Origin of the sequence: Hominiventricola aquisgranensis, from assembly GCF_040096225.1 — a bacterium.
GTDB lineage: Bacteria > Bacillota > Clostridia > Lachnospirales > Lachnospiraceae > Hominiventricola > Hominiventricola aquisgranensis.
Genome location: NZ_JBBMFC010000021.1, coordinates 20,456 through 39,688, shown reverse-complemented (window position 1 = coordinate 39,688; position 19,233 = coordinate 20,456). Strand labels below are relative to the sequence as shown.

Sequence of the window (19,233 nt, the reverse complement as noted above, 5' to 3'; positions counted from 1 at the left end):
TTTTGATCCCAACAGTTGTTACACCAAAATTCTATGATTTCAGAGGAGATTTTCCATGATCGCACTTCAGATTGCCGATATCCGGCATTTCATGAAAAAATTACTATTAAGTGAATCCTTTGACCGGTTCCTTCTTCTGGAAGGAAGTATTACTACTTTTTGTACCTTTCATATGGATGGGCAGCTTCAGAAAGCTTATTATACCGGCGAAGAGCAGGAACAGATCGATGACCGTTCGCTGGCTTACTGGGAGGAGATCCGTCCCTTCTGTTTTGAGCTGATCAAAGGAAAACGAACCCCTTTGGCATTTCGTTTTATCTTCCAGCTGTCTGCTTCCAATACAGAAAAGCTGCTCCATCAGACCGGTGTAGCCATCCCGCCTGAGCAGATCCGCGGCCTGCTGCTGAATATCCGCTACGATGGAAGGACACTCCAATGCACCACCGGAACCTCACTCACCGTGTTCACCATGGATAAAACCCTCGACCAGGCCTGGGACAGCATGATTCAAAAATTCCTCCATCAGCAGGAAATTCCATTCGAGCTGATGTAAAATCAACTAACCGCACACAAGGAAAAGCAGCGGAATCGTATGAGCTCGTATGCAGTGAATAAGAACAGCCATACAAGATTTGTACGCCTTATTCGGACATAAATGTCCGCCTAATTCGTACAAATCATGCATGGCTGTCTTCTTCAATGTATACAGCGCAGCATACTGATTCCACTGCTCTTTCTCATGTACGGCTGCTCAATTACATTTGTTCAAATCTACTTTGTCAGCAGCATCATGATTTCATTACTTCTGTTCACAAACTTGGTCATTGCTTCCGGTGAAAGCGGCTGATGACTGATCATTGCCAGATCGTAGAGCTGCTCACAGATCATATTGCTGTGCTCTCCTTCCGGATTCTCGAACAGGTATTTTACCAGTGCATTATTGGCATTGAGTACCAGTGTAGTCGTGGTTCCGAACATAGACGGATCCATTCCGTACATATTGTACATCTTCATCATATCCTGCATCCGGCGATTTTCTTCGGAGAGTGTGACCATAGAAGAAACATTTACATTCTTCAGCTTCTCTACCTTAACCTCCAGCTTGTCATTGTTCAATGCTTTTCTGAACAGGGCTGTCAGTGCATCGGTCTCACCCTTCAGTTCTTCTTCAGATACCTCTTCCTTCATGGAATCTGTTACATCTGCATCAATACGCTGGAATTTAACCTTCTCATTCTTAGCTTCCAGATGGCTGATAAACGGATTATCAATGTTATCCTTCAGAACAACTGCGTTCATCTTCTGCTCACGGAACATATTGATATACTGGCTCTGCTGTACCACGTCGGTCACATAGTAGATCGTTGTCTTCGGAGCTTCTTTCTCTTCACCGTCGGCCTTTTCATCTGCCTTCTCTTCCGTCTTTTCTTCTGCCTTGTCAGCTTCTGCTTCTCCGTCAGCCGGTTTCTGTGCTTCCAGGTACTCGTTCATAGTAGTATATTTACCATCCAGATCCTTGAACAGCACATACTCCATCATACGCTCACAGAACTTCTCATCCTTGATGCAGCCAAATTTTATGAACGGACTGATATCATCCCAGTATTTCTCATAATTCTCACGGTCAGTCTTGCACATACCGCTTAATTTGTCTGCTACTTTCTTGGTGATGTAATCAGAGATCTTCTTTACAAATCCATCATTCTGCAATGCACTTCTGGATACATTCAGTGGAAGATCCGGACAGTCAATGACACCTTTGAGCAGCATCAGGAACTCCGGAATTACTTCCTTGATATTGTCAGCAATAAACACCTGATTGTTATAAAGCTTGATCGTTCCTTCAATAGACTCATACTCCATATTGATCTTCGGGAAGTACAGGATACCTTTCAGGTTAAACGGATAGTCCATATTCAGATGGATCCAGAACAAAGGCTCCTTATAATCCATAAATACTTTCCGGTAAAATTCTTTATAATCTTCATCACTGCACTCGTTCGGATGTTTTGTCCACAGCGGATGCGGATCACTTAAAGATACCGGTCTCTTGTTGATCTTTACCTGCTCCTTGGCCGGAGAGATCTCTTTGGTCTCCTTGGTTCCGTCCTCATTCTCTATCTCTTCCGTCTTGGCATCCACATGGATATGCTCAACAACTACATCATCCTCTGTCAGTTCACTCTCGTCGATGGTCTCGTACTCCTGCGGTGCATTTTCCTTTGCAAGGAAAATCTCCACTGGCATGAAAGAACAATACTTGCTGATGACTTCGCGGGCGCGGTATTCATTAGCAAATTCCAGACTGTCCTCGTTCAGGAACAGGGTGATCTCTGTACCTACTTCTGTCCGCTTACCGGTCTCCATGGAATACTCAGTTCCACCGTCACACTCCCAGTGTACCGGTTCAGCTCCCTCTTTATAGGAAAGCGTATCAATATGAACCTCATCTGCTACCATAAATGCAGAATAGAATCCCAGACCAAAATGTCCGATGATCTGATCCTCGTTCGTCTTATCCTTATACTGTGCAAGGAAATCAGTTGCGCCGGAAAATGCGATCTGATTGATATATTCTTCAACCTCATCTGCCGTCATACCAAGACCGTTATCAATAAATTTCAAAGTCTTTTCATCCGGATTCACAAGTACCTGTACCTGGGCTTTATATTTCTCAGGCAGAGTGTACTCTCCCATCATATCCAGCTTCTTCAGCTTTGTGATTGCATCACATCCGTTGGAGATCAGCTCACGGAAGAAAATATCATGGTCTGAATACAACCATTTCTTAATAATCGGGAAAATATTGTCACTGTTAATGGAAAGTGATCCATGTCTTTCGCTCATGCTATACACTGCCTTTCTTTCTCAAAATACAGCCATTCACCTTATAAATGACTGTTCTATCTATGCGTTAACAGTACTATAATCCCAACTTATGTAAATGTCAAGAAAATTTTAGCACTCATTGTGAGTGAGTGCTAATAATTTACAATATTTTTATAATTACTGTCCCCAGCGCAGATCCTGGTCTTTCATGCTGACTTTGGTATCTGCAGGAATCGAACTGGTGATAAACACGTTACTGCCGATGACGGAATTCTTTCCGACAACGGTTTCACCACCAAGAATGGATGCCCCGGAATAAATCGTCACATCATCCTCAATGGTCGGATGGCGCCGAACATCCCGCAGCTTCTGTCCTCCTCTTGTGGACAGTGCACCAAGAGTCACACCCTGATAGATTTTTACGCGATCACCGATGACCGTTGTCTCTCCAACTACCACACCAGTACCATGGTCGATAAAGAAATATTTTCCAATGGTTGCTCCCGGATGGATGTCAATACCTGTGATGCTATGGGCATATTCGGTCATGATACGCGGGATCAGAGGCACTTCCAGCAGGAACAGCTCATGAGCCAGACGATTGACGGTAATCGCAAACATACCCGGATAAGACAGAATGATCTCATCTCTGTATTTTGCAGCCGGGTCTCCCTGAAAAGCTGCCTCCAGATCGGTCTCCAGCATAGCACGGACATCTGGAATCTTCTTCAGGAATGTAACCGTATCTTTTTCTGCCTGTTCGGTTAATTTTTCTACATCATTTTCTTCTTTTGCTGTGTATTTCAATGCCAGCAGGATCTGTTTATTCAGATGATAAGCCACATCTTCGATCGTCACTGTAGAGTTGCTTTTAATGTTATATATTTTATAAGAGCGATCTCTGTAATATCCTGGATAGACGATCTTTAACAGATCCTCCACAATAGCGATGATTTCCTCTTTGCTTGGCTGGTTGAAAAGATCCATTTTATCAATGTTTCTTCCAGTTCCATAATCATCCAGAATGCTTTTTGTAATCTGACTGATTTCATGTTCAATAATGTTTTTCATAACAGCCTCCTGTTGTTCTTTTTTTTAGTATATGAATCAGCGCCTGCGGCTGCTTACTCTTTTTTCTGTGTCTGCAGCTTTTGTTCTTCCAGTCGGTCAAGGACCCACTCCCGGATCAGCTGGTAAATAAATGCAAATACCGGTACCCCAATGACCATTCCAACGATCCCAAATACTCCGCCGAATAGCAAAATCGCAAACAATACCCAGAAACTGCTCAAATTCGTAGTGTTTCCAAGGATCTTCGGTCCCAGAATATTCCCGTCAAACTGCTGAAGGATAATAACAAAAATAACAAAATACACACATTGGATCGGGCTGACCATCAGAATCAGGATCGCACTGGGGATTGCTCCGATAAACGGTCCGAAGAAAGGAATGATGTTCGTCACTCCTATCACCACACTGATCAGTACCGCATAAGGCATATTGGTACAGGCTGTGAACACCATACAGATCAAACCAATGATCAGGGAATCCAGTAATTTTCCTTTAATAAATCCACCCAGATATACATTCAGAATATGAAGTTCCCGGATCATCCAGTCTGCCCTCTGTTCTACTGGTTTTCCGTTCTTTTTAGGCGGATACTCTTTATATGGAAGCAATGCGTGAATCACCAGCTTTGTCTGTCTGCGGAATATCTTTCGACTATTTAATAAATACACCGCTACGATCAGACCAATACCAAGATTTTTCACCATAGTCACCATGGTCCACAGGCTGGCAGACACACCGCTGATGATATTGTTAATATTCGGCAACAGATGCTCCTTTGCAAAATTCTGCACACTCTCCATAATGTCTGCAGAATACTGCTCCACATAGCTTAACATAACCGGATTGTCCTGCACAAGCTTTTCGATCCAGTCGCTGACCGTCTGTATGTATCCAGGCATGGCTTCTACCAGGAGCAGAATACTGTTGATCACCTGAGGAACCAGCATAGCTACTAATGCATAGATAATCAGACAGAACAACAGCAGGCTCAAAAGAATGGAAATCCCTTTAAAAAATTTCCGGTATTTTTCTGCTGTCTTCTCCGGTTTTTTATCCAGAGCTGCCAGATCTGCCAGATGCCGTTCAAACCAACCGCACACCGGCGATAGAAGATAGGCAATTACCCCTCCGTAGATAAACGGCATCAGGATTTTGATCACTATCCCAACATATTTTCGCAGATCATCAAATCGGAATACCACGAAAAAAAACAATATACACATGGCAACCGTTAAAAATACTGCGGCACCTTTATAGAAATAATCTTTCCATTTTTCGTCCATATATGACCACCTTTCTCCAGTCCTGCAAAACAAATGCCGGAACCGTACTATTATTTATTATAGTACAGTCCCGGCAATTTTGAAAGTCATTTTCACAGTATGAATTTGTCTTTACAGTTTCTTTACAGCTTTTTACAGATTTGTATATCCCATCAATGACTCATCCACTTCTCTTGCGACGTCTCTTCCTTCACGGATCGCACGAACGACCAGTGACTGACCCATATGCATATCGCCTGCGGTGAAGACATTTTTCACATTGGTGGCATGTTTGCCCGGATCGGTGGCTACATTGGTTCTTCCATCCACATTAACACCGAATGCCTTCGTCACATATTCCTGACTTCCCAGAAAACCTGCGGCGATCAGCACCAGATCCACATCCAGAAGGAACTCGCTTCCTTCAACTGGCACCATCATCATACGTCCGGTCTTCTCGTCCTTTTTGCTCTCAAGCTTGACGATCTTCGCCTGCTTCACATTACCATTCTTGTCCTTGATAAATTCCTGAACAGTGGTCTGATAGATCCGCGGATCATGACCAAATTTGGCAATAGCCTCCTGCTGACCATAATCGGTCTTGCAGACTCTCGGCCAGATAGGCCACGGATTGTTCTCTGCTCTGGTATCCGGAAGCTTCGGCATCATCTCCAGCTGTGTCACAGATTTGCAGCCCAGACGGATTGAAGTACCTACACAGTCATTTCCGGTATCACCACCGCCAATGACAAGTACATTCTTCCCTTCTGCCGGAATGAATTTCTTATCTGTAAAATTGGAATCCAGAAGACTCTTGGTGGTAGCCGTCAGGAAGTCCACCGCAAAATAGATACCCTTGGCATCACGACCCGGAGCTTTGATATCTCTTGGATTGGCAGCTCCGCAGCACAGAACCACTCTGTCATACTCTTTCAGAAGCTGCTCTGCCTTCACATCCACACCTACATTGCAGTTGGTCACAAAGGTCACGCCTTCTTCCTTCATGATGTTGATCTTTCTCTCAACAATATGCTTTTCCAGCTTCATGTTGGGAATTCCGTACATGAGCAGTCCGCCCACACGGTCGCGGCGCTCGTAAACAGTGACAGAATGCCCTCTGCGGTTCAACTGATCGGCTGTTGCCAGACCGGAAGGTCCGCTTCCGATGACTGCTACTTTCTTCCCGCTACGGACCTTCGGTGGTCTTGCATGGGCATAGCCCATCTTATATGCATTTTCAATAATAGCCAGCTCATTACTTTTGGTTCCTACCGGATCACCATTCAGATTACAGGTACAGGCAGCCTCGCAGAGTCCCGGACACACACGACCGGTGAACTCCGGGAAGTTGCTGGTACTGGACAGACGGTAATATGCTTCCTCCCAGTTGCCCAGATATACCAGATCATTCCATTCAGGCACCAGGTTCTGCAGCGGACAGCCGGACATCATACCGCCCAGCATCTGTCCTGCCTGGCAGAACGGAACACCACATGCCATACATCTGGCTCCCTGTTTCTGTTGTTCCTCGTGGGACAGCGGTGTATGAAATTCATTAAAATGTTTGATTCTCTCTAACGGCGCTTCTGCTTTTGCATTTTTGCGCTCATATTCCAAAAAGCCTGTTGGTTTTCCCATTTGCCTGTACCTCCTAACCTCTCTTGATCGCGTAGAATGCTTCGATCTGTGCCTGCTCGGTATTCATACCTTTTTCTTCCATCTGAACGATCAGACTTAACATCTTCTTGTAATCATTTGGAATGATCTTCTTGAATTTCGGCAGATACTGTTCAAAGTTATCGAGGATCAGGTTACCTTTTTCAGAGTTGGTGTAAGCCACATGCTCCTGGATCATATCTTTGAGTTCCTGCACATCATATTTATTGGTGACTTCTTCCAGCGTTATCATGGATTTATTCACCTTCATGTACAAGTCACAATCTTCATCCAGCACATAAGCCACACCGCCGCTCATACCGGCTGCAAAGTTTTTGCCGACTTTTCCAAGGATGACCACGCATCCACCGGTCATGTACTCACATCCATGATCGCCGGTACCTTCTACCACTGCATGTGCTCCGGAGTTTCTGACGCAGAAACGCTCACCTGCCACACCGTTAATATAGGCTTTACCACTGGTAGCTCCATACAGTGCCACATTACCGATGATGATATTCTCATCTTCCTTATAGGTAATTCCCTTCGGAGGATACACGATCAGTTTACCACCGGAAAGTCCTTTTCCGAAGTAGTCATTGGAATCTCCTACGAGCTCCAGTGTCAGTCCTTTCGGGATAAATGCGCCAAAACTCTGTCCTCCGGCACCGGTACATTTTACAGTAAATGTATCCTCCGGCAGTCCTTCCGGATAATGGCTGGTGATCTCAGAACCAAACATGGTACCAAACGCACGATTGGTATTTCTTACATCCAGCTCAATACTTCTCTTCTGGCCTTTTTCCAGCGCAGATTTGAATTCTTTAATAAGGACCTTCTCATCCAGAGTCTTTTCCAGTTCAAAGTTATATACCTGTTTGGGATCAAAGATCACTTTCTGACCTTTTCCTGCAAACGGGTTATCAAGAATCCGGCTAAAGTCAATGGTTGCCTGTCTTCCGGTTCTGCCCTCTTTGACGCAAAGCATATCAGAACGGCCTACCAGTTCATCAATGGTACGGATTCCCAGTTTTGCCATGTATTCACGCAGCTCTTCTGCAATAAATTTCATGAAATTTACTACATATTCCGGTTTTCCACGGAATCTCTTACGAAGCTCCGGATTCTGAGTTGCAACGCCCACCGGACAGGTATCCAGGTTGCAGACACGCATCATGACACATCCCATGGTTACCAGCGGAGCAGTTGCAAAACCAAATTCCTCTGCTCCCAGCATGGCTGCGATAGCTACGTCACGACCACTCATAAGTTTACCATCTGTCTCGATGCGAACTTTATTTCTCAGACCATTCATCAGCAGAGTCTGATGAGTCTCGGTAAGGCCAAGCTCCCACGGAAGTCCCGCATTGTGAATGGAGCTTGCCGGAGCTGCACCGGTACCTCCATCATAACCAGAGATCAGGATAACCTGTGCACCTGCTTTTGCTACACCAGCTGCTACCGTACCAACACCAGCTTCAGATACCAGTTTTACAGAGATACGTGCCTTCGGGTTTGCATTTTTCAGGTCGTAGATCAGCTGTGCCAGATCCTCGATGGAGTAAATATCATGATGAGGCGGCGGAGAGATCAGGCTCACACCTGGTGTGGACAGACGGGTCTTTGCGATCCACGGATAGACTTTTCCACCCGGCAGATGTCCGCCCTCTCCTGGTTTTGCACCCTGAGCCATCTTGATCTGAATCTCCTGTGCACTTACCAGATATCTGGAAGTAACACCAAAACGTCCACTTGCCACCTGCTTGATCGCAGAGCATTTATTCAATCCATCCGATCCGACAGTCAGACGTTCAATACTCTCACCGCCCTCACCAGTATTGGATTTACCATGGAGCTGGTTCATGGCAATAGCCAGACACTCATGGGCTTCCTGAGAAATAGATCCATAGGACATGGCACCGGTCTTAAAACGGGTCACGATGGACTCTACGCTCTCTACTTCCTCCAGAGGAATTCCCTTCTTCGGATATTTGAAATCCAGAAGGGTTCTGAGCTGTCCATGATTGTTCTCACCATCTACTAAAGAGGTATACTGCTTGAACAGATTATAGTTGCCTTCTCTGGTTGACTGCTGCAGAAGGGAAATGGTTCTTGGATTATAAAGGTGTTCCTCCCCACCGCTTCTCTCCTTGTGAAGACCCAGACTGTTCAGCGCAGTGCTGGTGGTCAGTCCCAGAGGATCGAATGCAGAGGAGTGCATCAGCTCTACCTGCTCACCGATCTCTTTAAGACCGATACCACCGATCCGGCTGACGGTGTTGGTGAAATACCGGTCAACTACTTCTTTATTGATACCGATGGCTTCAAAGATCTTGGAACCCAGATAAGACTGGATCGTGGAAATACCCATCTTGGAAGCGATCTTTACAATACCGTTGATGACTGCCTGATCGTAGTCAGCCACCGCTGCATAATAATCTTTATTCAAAATCTTCTTGTCGATCAGTTCATGAATACTCTCATGTGCCAGATACGGGTTGACTGCGCAGGCACCATAGCCCAGCAGGGTTGCAAAATGATGTACCTCTCTTGGTTCACCGGACTCCAGAATGATGGACACGGATGTTCTCTTCTTGGTCCGTACCAGATGCTGCTGAAGAGCGGATACCGCCAGCAGAGACGGGATTGCCACATGGTTCTCATCCACACCGCGGTCAGACAGGATCAGAATGTTCACGCCATCACGGTATGCACGGTCAGCTTCCACGAACAGTCGGTCAATCGCTTTTTCCAGACTGGTATTTTTATAATAGATAATTGGCAGGACTTCTACCTTAAAGCCCGGCTTTTTCATATTTTTAATCTTCAGAAGATCTGTCTCTGTCAGGATCGGATTGTTGATCCTCATCACACAGCAGTTCTCCTGTTTTGCTTCCAGAAGATTGCCAGCCTTTCCAACATAAATGGTGGTAGAGGTCACGATCTTCTCACGGATCGCATCGATAGGCGGGTTGGTTACCTGTGCAAACAGCTGCTTAAAATAATTGAACAGCGGCTGATGATGCTCAGACAATACAGCCAGAGGTACATCAATACCCATAGCAGAAGTTGCCTCACTTCCATTAGATGCCATGCTCATAATGGAATTTCTCACATCTTCATAATTGTAGCCGAATGCTTTCTGCAGTCTTGCACGTTCTTCCGGAGTATACTCCTCGATCCGCTGGTTCGGGATCTTCAGGTCGGACAGATTTACAAGGTTGTGATCCAGCCACTCACCATAAGGCTGACGGTTTGCATAATATTCTTTCAGTTCATCATCATCAATAATTTTTCCCTGTTTGGTATCAACCAGCAGCATTTTACCCGGATGAAGACGCTCTTTTTCTACAATTCTGGACGGATCAATATCCAGCACACCTACCTCAGATGACAGGATCAGCTGATCATCGGTAGTTACATAGTATCTGGAAGGACGAAGTCCGTTTCTGTCGAGAACTGCTCCCATCACATCTCCATCTGTGAACAGGATGGAAGCCGGACCGTCCCACGGCTCCATCATGGTTGCGTAATACTGATAGAAATCCTTTTTCTTCTGAGACATGGTACGGTTATTCAGCCACGGCTCCGGTATCAGGATCATCACTGCCAACGCCAGATCCATACCACTCATAACCAGGAACTCCAGCGTATTATCCAGCATAGCGGAGTCAGAACCGGAAGCACTGATAACCGGAAGGATCTTGTGGAATTCTCCCTTCAGATGCTCAGATTCTACGGTCTCCTCACGGGCCAGCATCTTATCTGCATTACCTTTGATGGTGTTGATCTCACCATTATGTACCAGGAAGCGATACGGATGTGCACGCTCCCAGCTTGGCATTGTGTTGGTGGAGAAACGGGAGTGGACCAGTGCAATGGCACTCTCATAATCCGGACTCTGCAGATCCTGGAAGAAGGAACGAAGCTGTCCTACCAGGAACATACCTTTGTAGATCAAAGTACGGCTGGAACAGGATACCACATAAGTATCTTCGATGGACTGCTCAAATACTCGTCTTGCAATATAGAGCTTCCGGTCAAAATCCAGTCCCTTTTCCACATCCTCCGGCTTCTGGATAAATGCCTGCATGATGCTTGGCATCTTCTCCAGTGCTTTGCTTCCCAGCACCTTCGGATTGGTGGTCACTTCTCTCCAGCCAAGGAAGTTCATGCCTTCCTTCTCCACGATGATCTCAAACATCTTCTTTGCCTGATTGCGTTTCAGTTCATCCTGCGGCAGGAAAAACATTCCAATACCATATTCTCTCTCTCCACCAAGCTCAATTCCAAGCTTTGCACATTCTTTGGAGAAGAATTTGTGGGAGATCTGAACCATGATACCTACACCGTCTCCGGTCTTACCTTCTGCATCCTTACCTGCACGATGTTCCAGGTTCTCCACGATGCTTAAGGCATCTTCCACGGTCTTATGTGACTTGATTCCTTTGATGTTGACCACTGCTCCGATACCACAGTTATCGTGTTCAAAGCTCGGATCATACATTCCCTGCTGTTCTGGACATTCCTGACTTCTTTGTTCCTTCATAAGCTATACCTTTCTCTTTGTATCTCTTGTTTTGTTTGCGATTTTTATAAAGTGTACACCCATTCGTTTCTGTTGTAAATCTATTTTTTCTTGTAATCGTCTGATTATTTGAAAATTATATTTTTTTATCTAATATTATTTCTTAATTATAGATGTTTTCAACTGTATATAATTATATCCGCACAATTTAAAATATCTTTTCCAGAAATTCCATAAATTTTTTAGTCAAAAAAGAACTGATTTTACTCAGTTCTTTTTATTTTCTAAATTATCATGAATTTTTAACATAAATTATTTGTTGTTTTCTTATTAGCTGTTGTTTTCAGAATTGAAATGACAGGGCAGTCAGAACGATAATCGCCATGTTAGCAGCCATATGAGCCATGATCGGTGCTTTCAACGTAGCAAAGCGTTCCATGACCCATCCAAGATAAAGGCCGCAAAATGCTGCATAGACTCCCTGTACCAGATTGCCATGAAAAACTCCAAAGAAAATGGCACTCCAAAGAATTGCAGTCCACGGTTTCATCAGATCCCGAAGCCGCGTAAACACCAGTCCCCGTATGAGCAGTTCCTCTGCTACCGGTGCGATCAGACCCGTACAGATCAGTTTCTGTACAAAGGTTCCGGAGTTCAGCGTTTCACTTGTCTGCGCATAAGAATCTGACCATTCTGCAAGCCCAGACAGGCTTATCAGTTTATTGCCCACCAACGCCACACAAATGCCTCCCAGCATAACAAGCATCCATGCACCTGCCCCAAACTGTGGTGCCTCTTTCTTCTGCCCCCGCTCATGCCCGCATCGCTCCTTCACATCCTCCCGGTAGATCCAGCCAAATACCAGTATCGACAGAATCCCACCAACACCCAGGCGAAGCAATGGATCATCAGGGAAGAGACCGATATATAAAACCAGCCCCTGTATCACCTGATACAGGGGCATGGGATATATCGCACGCCACAGATAATATACATTCAGTTTTGTACGATCAACGTTCATCTTACATCTTCTCCGGTGCTTCAAATCCAAGCATATCAATGCAGGTCTCCAGTACCCGTCTGGTCAGCAGAAGAAGGCTGATCCATGAAGATTGTGCTTCCATATCATCTGTTGCAAGGATCTTGGTCTCATGATAGAACTTATTGAAAGCATTGGCAAGATCATAAATATAAGCACAGATCTTATGAGGTGCGCACTCTTCAAATGCCGTTTCCATCACGCTGTTGAATTTGGACAGCTCCAGCTGCAGTGCTTTCTCACTGTCGCTTCTGCCTGCTCCGATCTTTCCTTCGCCCGCCTTCTTGCCGGACTCCTCATATTTTCTCAGGATGGATTTGATTCTTACAATCGTATACAGGATGTAAGGACCAGTATTTCCTTCTGAAGAAGTGAAACGCTCCACATCAAAAATATAATCCTTGGAAGCCTGATTGGACAAATCTCCGTATTTGACTGCAGACAGACCTACGATCTTCGCGGTCTCCTCTGCTTCTTTCTCCTCCATAGGACGACTTTCCTGGATCTTCTTGAGCATCTCCTCGTTGATATCCTTTAACAGATATTCCAGACGCATGACGCCACCATCTCTGGTCTTGAACGGTTTACCGTCTTTTCCATTCATGGTACCAAAACCTAAGAATTTAAGTTTTGTCTTATCCGTTACCAGTCCGCATTTTCTTGCACAGCGGAATACCTGGATAAAATGCATTTCCTGACGTTTATCTACCACATAGATGATCTCATCCGGGTTATAGAGCTTCATACGCTCTACAATCGTAGCCAGATCCGTGGTCGTATACAGAGAAGCTCCATCAGATTTGAGCAGCATGCAAGGCGGTACTTCCTTGGTGTCTGTATCTTCCTTCACATCAACGACCAGCGCATTATCACTCACATAAGCATATCCGCCATCTTTCATCTTCTGTACCATATCCGGAATATATGGCTGTGCATCAGACTCGCCCTTCCACAGATCAAAGTCCACTTTCAGGTTTGCATAATTACGCTTCAGGTCTGTGACAGACACATTTAAAATATGCTTCAGAAGAGCCTGATAGCCTCTTCTTCCATGCTGCAGCTCATAAGTTGCCTGCATGGCAGCCTCTTTATACGCTTCATCCTGCTTGGATTTTCCACTGGCTGTCGGATATATTTCCTCCAGTTCAGAGATGGTAAACGGTGCTTCTGCCGGATACTCTCCCTCATATGCCTCATCAAAATATACCAGCTCCGGTTTTCTCTCGCGAAGCTCGGTAATGATCAGTCCCATCTGCAGACCCCAGTCTCCCAGATGCACGTCGCCGATCACTTTATGTCCTGCAAAGCGGGCAATCCTCTTCACACTCTCACCAATGATCGCAGACCGAAGATGTCCTACATGCAGCGGCTTTGCCACATTAGGTCCGCCGTAATCGATCATAATGGTCTTCGGATTCTCTGCTTTTTCACAGCCCATCCGTTCATCCTTCTCCATACCATTCAGATACTGGCTCAGGTACTCGTTGTTCACTTTCATATTGATGAATCCCGGATTCACCGCCTGGACTTCTCCAAACACCTCAGATCCCTGCATAGCTTCCACAACTGCATTGGCGATCATAATCGGTGCCTTGTGGTACTCTTTGGCTGCCACCATGGCACCATTGCACTGATACTCGCACAGATCCGGTCGATTGGACAGACTGACACGGGCATATTTCTCATCATAACCTGCTTCAGCAAAAGCTTTTGCAACCTCTGCGGATAACAGATCCAGCATTTTCTTCATCTACTTTGTCCTCCTTATTTGTTTACATCACTCTTGGTATATTCCATTTATAATGACTTGCCAGCAGACGGATCACAACCACGATCATAGCTCCTGTAAACATGGCATATCCTCTTGGCATTGCACATAAAAGTCCCAGATAACAGATCGCGCCCACTAAGGATGCACAGGCATATACATGCTTTCTGAGCACCGCAGGCATGATCCCTGCCAGCACATCCCTGAACATTCCGCCGCCCACACCCGTGAGCATTCCCAGAAAGATCACAAAAGCATGATAGTCCCCATATCCACTGTCAATGGCCGTATTGGCTCCTGCCACCGTAAACAGCCCAAGGCCGATGGCATCTGTAAAGTTCAGGATCCACTGAAACCGTTCTCCATGAAGCTCCTCATCAGATCCCTTATAGAGCCAGGCAACCAGCGCACACACTGCCAGCGATGACAGAATTGCCAGCGGCAGGACCATTGGACTGGAAAACATGGCAGGCGGCACGATCCCCAGTGTCATATCCCTGATAAAACCGCCTCCGGCTGCCGTTACGATCCCCAGAAACACGATACCAAATAGATCCATTTTCCGTTCAATGGCAAGCATGGCTCCAGAGATGGCAAATGCGACGGTTCCCATTATCTCTGCTATTAATTGTATATTCATTGTACACCTCGAAACTTAATTAAGTATAGGGAAAATGGTGATATTTGTCAAGCCGGATGAACCTGTACCATACATGTTTCAGGCTTGCAGGACTGGTCACGCTTGTGTAAAATAGAGACATTACATATACGAACACTAAGAGGAGGACACCTATGTTAAAACTTGGTTCCCATGTGGGAATGAGCGGCAAAAAAATGATGCTGGGATCCGTGGAGGAAGCACTGTCCTATAGAGCAAACACCTTTATGATCTATACCGGCGCACCCCAGAATACCCGCCGCAAGGATATCAGTGAATTAAATATTGACGCTGCCTGGAAGCTCATGGAGGCAAATGATATCCATGAATTTGTCATCCATGCACCCTATATCATCAATCTTGGAAATACTATAAACCCGGACACTTACCAGCTTGCCACTGATTTTCTCCGGCTGGAGCTGACCCGTGCCGATGCCTGCCGAAGTAATATCATGGTTCTTCATCCCGGTGCGCACGTAGGGGCCGGTGTGGAAGCCGGTATTGCGTCTGTTGTCAAAGGACTGAATGAAGTGCTTACCGATGATACCCGCTGTCTGGTCGCGCTTGAAACCATGGCCGGAAAAGGCACTGAGATCGGACGCACTTTTGAAGAACTGGCTCAGATCTATGATGGTGTGGTGAAAAAAGACCGTCTCCGGGTCTGCTTTGATACCTGCCACACTCACGATGCCGGATATGACATTATCAACAACTTTGACAGTGTAATTGATACCTTTGACCACATTCTCGGCAAAGATCAGATTGCTGTCTTCCACATCAATGACAGCAAAAATCCATGTGGAGCCCACAAGGATCGACATGAAAACCTCGGAAAAGGGTACATCGGATTTGATGCACTATCCTATATAGTACATCATCCGGATTTTTCTGATGTACCGAAGATCCTTGAGACCCCATGGATTCCCATTGATGGCGACAAGAAAAACACCCGGGCTCCCTACAAGGAGGAGATTGCCCTGTTACGCGGAGACTCCTGATACTTTCATCTACTATTTTCTCTTACACAATCTTGCAATGGTGGAGACAACCTTCTCCATCTGCAGTGGCTTTGGCAGGTGTGCATTCATACCTGCCTCCAGACACTGCTTCACGTCCTCATCAAAAACATGGGCTGTCATGGCAATGATTGGAATGGCCTTTGCATCCTGCCGGTTTGTAGAACGAATAACTCTTGTGGCCGTATATCCATCTATCTTCGGCATCATAATATCCATCAGGATTGCATCATAAGTTCCCTGGGGACGGGATGCAAATGCATCTATAGCCTGCTGCCCGTCACGAACCACCTGAACCGTTGCTCCTTCATCATTTAACAGCCTTGCCACAATCTCTGCATTCAGTTCATTATCTTCCGCAAGGAGAAGATGGAGACCTCTGATCGAGGCTTCTCCCGTAGCAGCTTCTGGCTGCACAACCTTTTCTTTTTCTGCGATCTTGAACGGAAGAACAACCACGAATGTAGATCCTTTTCCTTCCTGGCTGGTCACTCGAATGCTTCCATTCATCTCATCTATCAGTCTCTTCACAATTGCCATCCCCAGACCTGTTCCATGGTAGACACTTCTTGCATCAGAATGTTCCTGGACAAATGGTTCATAAATATGCTCCAGAAAATTCTCACTCATTCCAATTCCCGTATCAGAAATCACCCATCTGTAATGCACCATTCCATCTGCTGTTCCAAGATAATCCAGATGTGTAATGACTTTTCCACCTATCCGATTATATTTAATACAATTTCCGTAGATATTCAGGAAAATCTGTCTCACATGAAGCGGACTTCCGTATACATAAGGATACAGGATCTTGTCTGATGCTTTGTCATATTCCAGTGTAATTCCTGCATCCGCTGCCCGTTGTTCTACAATCGTAACCACATCCATCAACAAGGCCTTCAGATCCATGGCATCTTGCGCCAGAACTATTTCGTTATTTTCCAGCTTACTCATCTGCAGCATATCATTGATCAACGACAGCAGATGATCCGCAGACACCAGCATTTTCTCTCTGTTTGCATGGAGCAGTTCCAGATCGTCCGGATGAATCTCTTCCATTTTCAACAGACCAATGATTCCATTCAGCGGTGTACGGATATCATGAGTCATTCTGGCCAGAAAATCTGTCTTGGCTGAATTGGCTTTTGTCTCTCTTTTGACAGATTCTTCCAGCTGAAGATTCTTATTTTTCAATCTCTGCGCATATTCCTGCTGGATCTGAAGTTTCTGCTTCTGATATTTCTTCTCTGTCTGCCATCTTACCATGTTGATAATGATCAGAACAAGCAGATATGTCAAAGCTACAAACAGCATATTCTGAGGCGTCTTGTTGAATACTCCACGCTCAGGCATGTAGGCATAAATATAATAATTCCGGCTCTGTTCCATCAGTCCAAAGCTTCTGCCCCCGGTGTCACCGCCATCTCTGACATGAACAAGCTTCGATCCTTCTGCATGTCTTCTGATGGTCCGCAGAATCTCGTTGTCATCCATGTTGACCCCCACAAGTCTGCTGTCATTGGACGCCACGATCTCTTCACCATTGCTGATCACTATCGTTCCATCGTGTTTCACAGAGTATCCAGTCAGAAGTTGCTCCATAGAATTGACAAAAATACGGCAGTACTCCTTGGTTGTATGGTAAAAGGCAACAAGGATTCCTGACCTGTCCGTTCTTCCTACTGCTGCCAGGTCAATGTGGGAACCATCCTCGCAGTCAACTCTGGATGCATACGTCTTCTCTGGGAAATTCCATACATCCAGAAGTGCTTCCGCATCAATATTTTCGTATAGATCCCAGACATTCCGTTCATCCGTATGATACTCCTGCTCCACTGCTCCCTGTGGGCTCAGCAGCAGAATGCCTGTTACATAACTTTCTTTTGCATAATTTTCCAGCAGTGTCTGATCCGGTTCCTCAAACCCACTCTTTTCCATATCACTGGCGAGATTCCGATTAATATACTCTGCACTTTCCATGATTCGCATCAGGCTCTTGGTCTCTGATGCCAGCTCCATTTTCTGATCATTATTACACTGTTCCTTCACATAATTTACCGTGCTGGAAAGGCGTTGCGCAGCATTGGAAATATCTGCATGAATGCTGATCCAGAATGCCAGACAAAGAAGTATGATTCCTGATACAATTTCCAACGCCCAGATCCTGTATGATAAATATCCAGATGATTTTTTAAGTTTCATCCGTTCGTACCTCCAGATAACAGTCTGTATCTTCCATATATGTTCCGACAATTTCCTTCATCGTGCCATCCTCACGCATTTCTTCGAAAGTCTCTGTCAGCTTCTGCGCCAGTCCACGGTCATCCTTTTTATCAAATGCCACACCAAGTCCCACCACCAGAAGCGGTTCCTCCAGGATCCGATACTCCATATCATAGTCCTTCATAAACTGCTTTACCGCCGTATCATGTGCCGCCACTGCATCTGCATATCCTTTGCTTAAAAATGTGTAGATCAGATCCCGATTCCGTAAAGACAACACCTTTCCAAGCTGCGGGATCCTGGTATCTTCATGTTTCCGAAATAGTTCTTCCGGTTTTGTGGTTGACTGCACAGCCACTGTCTTTCCTTCCAGATCCTGCAGAGAATAAATATCACTGTCCGTCCTCACTGCGATCACCTGATAGCTCGTCATATATGGTCCTGCCCACTGATATTCCTCTTCGCGCCCGTCCATGGAAAAGCTGCCCCAGATGCAGTCGATCTCCCCGGACTCCAACAATTCCTTTTTATCCTCCCAGTTGATCAGCTTGAATTCCGCCTCATATCCCATTCTGTAAAATGCTTCCTTTGCCAGTTCCACATCAATTCCCGTGGGATCCCCATCCGCATTCAAATAGTTAAACGGTGGATAATTATCACTTCCCACAACAATGACCGGCAGGGATTCCGCTTTCTGTTCCTTTACAACTGTCTGTTCTGCGCACCCCACAGTCAGTATCATAGTCGTGCACACAAGCCCGGCTGTCATCATCTTTTTGATTTTATTTGTTCTTCTCTTCATGTTTGTGATTTCCGGCGAAAAGCCATAGACAGAAAAAACCAAAAGGAGCACCATAGTCGATAAATCTATAGCGCTCCCATTACCTTTAAGTGTGCAACCAGCCGCCATTTTACAGGCTCTATAGCTTTGCGTCGCAACCTTTCGATTGTTTTGCTGAATATTTATTTTAAAATTTCATAAATTCTAACGCCGTTTTCCTGGTTGTTCAATAATTTTTCATCATTTAGTAAACATGTTTTGTATCAGTCGACAGCTTTTGATAGCAGGCACACCGTCTCGACAGATGCCCCGCATTCATCAAATTGCGTGAGCACCTTTTGCTCAATAGGAAACTTGTACGCAATCGCCTTTACAAAGCGTTTCTGCGTCTTTTGCTCCTCA

At 45.4% G+C, this 19,233-nt stretch carries 12 protein-coding genes and 1 riboswitch; of the genes, 2 read left to right on the top strand and 10 right to left on the bottom strand.

Features of this window, described 5'->3' with window-relative positions:
* The first annotated feature begins 55 nt into the window (after nucleotides 1-55).
* Nucleotides 56-553 (top strand): DUF5721 family protein, encoded by a 498-nt coding sequence (locus tag WMO62_RS11635; protein ID WP_349144755.1) that lies wholly within the window; start codon nucleotides 56-58, stop codon nucleotides 551-553.
* 218 nt (nucleotides 554-771) lie between these two features.
* On the opposite strand, the gene htpG is transcribed toward WMO62_RS11635, so the two are convergent.
* From htpG to WMO62_RS11595, 8 genes are all read right to left on the bottom strand, one after another.
* Nucleotides 772-2,847 carry a molecular chaperone HtpG gene (gene htpG, locus WMO62_RS11630; protein ID WP_349144754.1) on the bottom strand — a complete coding sequence of 692 codons (2,076 nt, stop codon included), beginning with the start codon at nucleotides 2,845-2,847 and terminating at the stop codon, nucleotides 772-774.
* A gap of 159 nt (nucleotides 2,848-3,006) precedes the next feature.
* Nucleotides 3,007-3,900 (bottom strand): serine O-acetyltransferase EpsC, encoded by an 894-nt coding sequence (epsC, locus tag WMO62_RS11625; RefSeq protein WP_117499761.1) that lies wholly within the window; start codon nucleotides 3,898-3,900, stop codon nucleotides 3,007-3,009.
* Between the two features lie 53 nt (nucleotides 3,901-3,953).
* Nucleotides 3,954-5,183: an AI-2E family transporter gene (locus WMO62_RS11620; protein ID WP_349144753.1), complete on the bottom strand. Its 1,230-nt coding sequence runs from the start codon at nucleotides 5,181-5,183 to the stop codon at nucleotides 3,954-3,956.
* 132 nt (nucleotides 5,184-5,315) lie between these two features.
* Nucleotides 5,316-6,800 (bottom strand): glutamate synthase subunit beta, encoded by a 1,485-nt coding sequence (locus WMO62_RS11615; protein ID WP_349144752.1) that lies wholly within the window; start codon nucleotides 6,798-6,800, stop codon nucleotides 5,316-5,318.
* A gap of 13 nt (nucleotides 6,801-6,813) precedes the next feature.
* Nucleotides 6,814-11,367 carry a glutamate synthase large subunit gene (gene gltB / locus WMO62_RS11610; RefSeq protein WP_117499758.1) on the bottom strand — a complete coding sequence of 1,518 codons (4,554 nt, stop codon included), beginning with the start codon at nucleotides 11,365-11,367 and terminating at the stop codon, nucleotides 6,814-6,816.
* 322 nt (nucleotides 11,368-11,689) lie between these two features.
* Nucleotides 11,690-12,367 (bottom strand): CPBP family intramembrane glutamic endopeptidase, encoded by a 678-nt coding sequence (locus tag WMO62_RS11605; protein WP_349144751.1) that lies wholly within the window; start codon nucleotides 12,365-12,367, stop codon nucleotides 11,690-11,692.
* 1 nt (nucleotide 12,368) lies between these two features.
* A complete protein-coding gene (gene argS, locus WMO62_RS11600) occupies nucleotides 12,369-14,135 on the bottom strand; it encodes an arginine--tRNA ligase (protein WP_349144749.1) in 1,767 nt (588 codons plus the stop codon).
* A gap of 22 nt (nucleotides 14,136-14,157) precedes the next feature.
* Nucleotides 14,158-14,793 (bottom strand): trimeric intracellular cation channel family protein, encoded by a 636-nt coding sequence (locus WMO62_RS11595; protein WP_117499755.1) that lies wholly within the window; start codon nucleotides 14,791-14,793, stop codon nucleotides 14,158-14,160.
* Between the two features lie 152 nt (nucleotides 14,794-14,945).
* On the opposite strand from WMO62_RS11595, the gene WMO62_RS11590 reads away from it, so the two are divergent.
* The gene (locus tag WMO62_RS11590; RefSeq protein ID WP_147601602.1) at nucleotides 14,946-15,809 is read left to right on the top strand and encodes a deoxyribonuclease IV; all 864 of its coding nucleotides are present in this window, start codon (nucleotides 14,946-14,948) and stop codon (nucleotides 15,807-15,809) included.
* 12 nt (nucleotides 15,810-15,821) lie between these two features.
* On the opposite strand, the gene WMO62_RS11585 is transcribed toward WMO62_RS11590, so the two are convergent.
* Nucleotides 15,822-18,029 carry an ATP-binding response regulator gene (locus WMO62_RS11585; RefSeq protein ID WP_349144748.1) on the bottom strand — a complete coding sequence of 736 codons (2,208 nt, stop codon included), beginning with the start codon at nucleotides 18,027-18,029 and terminating at the stop codon, nucleotides 15,822-15,824.
* The gene (locus tag WMO62_RS11580; protein ID WP_349144747.1) at nucleotides 18,019-18,852 is read right to left on the bottom strand and encodes a substrate-binding periplasmic protein; all 834 of its coding nucleotides are present in this window, start codon (nucleotides 18,850-18,852) and stop codon (nucleotides 18,019-18,021) included. Before WMO62_RS11580 ends, WMO62_RS11585 begins: the two co-directional genes overlap by 11 nt.
* Nucleotides 18,853-18,941: 89 nt before the next feature.
* A riboswitch (cyclic di-GMP riboswitch) is annotated at nucleotides 18,942-19,017 on the bottom strand.
* Nucleotides 19,018-19,233: the final 216 nt, after the last annotated feature.